At 41.6% G+C, this 214-nt stretch carries 1 pseudogene; it reads left to right on the top strand.

Going from position 1 to position 214, the window contains the following annotated elements:
- Positions 1-214: pseudogene (locus IAE45_RS18790) on the top strand (hypothetical protein); the annotation flags it as partial.

Genomic DNA, 214 nt, shown 5'->3' with positions numbered 1-214 from the left:
ATCAAAAGATAAAATTGATGGTCTGGGTTATCGTATGCATGTTCAGTCGAATAATAAGTACAAAGGTGGGACATTGGGGTACGTCAAAGAAGGTGCTACAGCTGGAACAACTGGTAAAGCATTGCGTGCCGAATGGCTCGAAGTTTTGTACGATGGAAAAGGCTCGCCGATTGAAATAAATACCCATATTCAAAGAAAAGGGTGGCTTGGTTAT

It is taken from the genome of Enterococcus sp. S53 (assembly GCF_016516865.1).
Lineage (GTDB): Bacteria > Bacillota > Bacilli > Lactobacillales > Enterococcaceae > Enterococcus_D > Enterococcus_D innesii.
The sequence above is the reverse complement of the archived record's forward strand: the minus strand, read 5'-3'. Positions and strand labels throughout refer to the sequence as shown.